Annotated in this window: 1 protein-coding gene and 1 pseudogene; both read left to right on the top strand. The window is 35.6% G+C overall.

The window, feature by feature from the left end:
- Positions 1-976: pseudogene (locus tag H5202_RS21075) on the top strand (hypothetical protein); the annotation flags it as partial.
- Complete coding sequence (locus tag H5202_RS21080) at positions 954-2084, top strand: DUF3541 domain-containing protein (RefSeq protein ID WP_182773780.1); 1131 nt, start codon at positions 954-956, stop codon at positions 2082-2084. The pseudogene H5202_RS21075 and the gene H5202_RS21080, both read left to right, overlap by 23 nt.
- The last annotated feature ends 62 nt before the right edge of the window (positions 2085-2146 follow it).

The following is a 2146-nucleotide window of genomic DNA, read 5'->3' on the forward strand; positions in this document are numbered from 1 at the left end:
ATGGAACATTGCCCAAGCACTAAGCAATGTAAGCAGATCTCCAAAAATAGAAACTATCACCACAAATGATTTCTTACAGCATATATTTGCGAGTCTTGAGCCTTTAGATCTTAAATTTGAACTAGTCGAAAAGTCGAGTATCGACAACGATCTAAACGCAGATGATAATAAACATAATAGCTTGAGTGACACACAACTTATTCGTGTTTGGCATCAACAACGATTACTCGGGGAAATTTTTACCTACTCACAAAATACTAAGCTACCTTCATTAAATGTAGATGGCCGGTTGATCAAACAAAGTGTCATTGGTCATCAATTTGGTCAATATGCCATTAGTTTTCCACGCCAATTAACCAAATCGACACAACAACAAAAATTAATTATCGCTTTGAGCCAAGCATTGGTATCTTTGGCTCAAGGTGGCCAGTTTTATTTTCTCCCCAATAAAGGACAAAATACAAATACTCATGCCATTGCAACACAATGGTTATCTCATTACATTAAGCAGCAGCTGAATGTACCTGAGTTGTCCGACCGCTATAAATTAATTGAACAATATCAGCAACAAATGCGGGTATTTAGATCTAAAGTTGCACTGACATTTTATCAATACAAAGGTGATTTCAAGGATAGAGAACTCGATATTTGGTTGAATAAAAACCAAGCATTATCAATAGATTTTGAACAAAGCTTTGGTCAACCATGGCCGAACGCCACTGATGCAATATATAGTTACCAAGCTATTGCTAATGAAGGAATTAATCATTATCTTCCTTTATGGCAAACCGCTTTGACTCAATTAATCATTGCTGAAATACCTAACAAAATATCGACTAAAGAGATATTCAATTTACTGATTGTAAATGAAAAACAATTAACTTTAGATGAGCAACTTGAGCAACTTATTGGCCTACCGATAGACCCACATTCACTTATCAGGAGATTTAAACATGCTGGAACAGCGCAAGAGTAAAACACTCTCGTACTTACTATTGTCAGCTACGTTGTTTAGTAGTGTGGCGTTCACAAAAGAGTTTGTTGAAAAAACACCGCATAATTTAACTGCTGACCAAGTTTATCAAGGTATAAAAACAAATTTAGAAACTAATCTATATTCATTACCGCCGCGCGTCCAAGGACATTATGCCATTCGTCAATATCGTATGACGGGTGAAAACAAATATGCCAACGGCTCATTAATTGATTTACTCACCATTGCTGAACAACAAGCTTACTATTATTGCAATCTAGATAAGCCAGGTTTTATTAATACTGAATCAAAAGTTAAAGTGGGTAACTTAGGGAATGGTCCTCGCGGTATAGCGCGTAAGGCAGCGTTATCTCCCTACCCTAACTTTTTATTGTATAGCGATGTGTTATTACGTTATGCAAGTCGTGTAGACGAATTTGGTTTCACCGGGCCTTGTCATGATTTAATGATCAAAACCTTAAAAAATGTCAACTTAGAACCTGCATTAACTGATAGAAAAATGATAGAAGCTTGGGCTGCACAGTTAATTAATTATGTGTATTGGGCTAAACAAATTGGAGTTGGTGACTATTATGAAGCTTACAAAAAAGCCTTCATTAAAACCTACCCAGACAGCAAAGATGTTCAGCTCACAAAAGGACAATATAAAAACAAAGTCTATGGCATGACTCACTTTATTTTTTCTGCTAGCCAGTATTATCAACACCCTGTTGATCCCAAAGAATATCAGTGGATTTTAGATTATTTCGAAAAGAACATTGATCGCATATTAATAGACACTTCCGAAGATATTATTACCGAAGTGGGAATTAGTTTTTTAATTACTGGTAACGGTGATAATACAGTAGTCGATAAAGTTAAAAAGCATGTGATTTCGGCTTACGATCCTAATATTATGATGATCCCATCGCCAAGTGGAAAAGCTGAACTATCTTCTGGTGAACACAGAAATGTATTAGCAATGATGTTATTACATTGGCCTGAAACGTTACACAAAGGACCATATCTAAATAATATTTCTAGTACTAAGAAATACTTACCAAAACTGGTTAAGCCTAAAGCGTCTACGATTGATGCTAAATCACACTAAACACTAACAGTGATTCATTTTGGGCAAATGCAGTGCATTTGCCTTTTTTATTTCAAACAATG

The organism is Shewanella sp. SG41-4, from assembly GCF_014164505.1.
GTDB lineage: Bacteria > Pseudomonadota > Gammaproteobacteria > Enterobacterales > Shewanellaceae > Shewanella.

Coding starts and splice junctions, on each gene's coding strand:
- H5202_RS21080 (WP_182773780.1), top strand. CDS start 954: ATGCTGGAACAGCGCAAGAGTAAAACACTCTCGTACTTACTATTGTCA.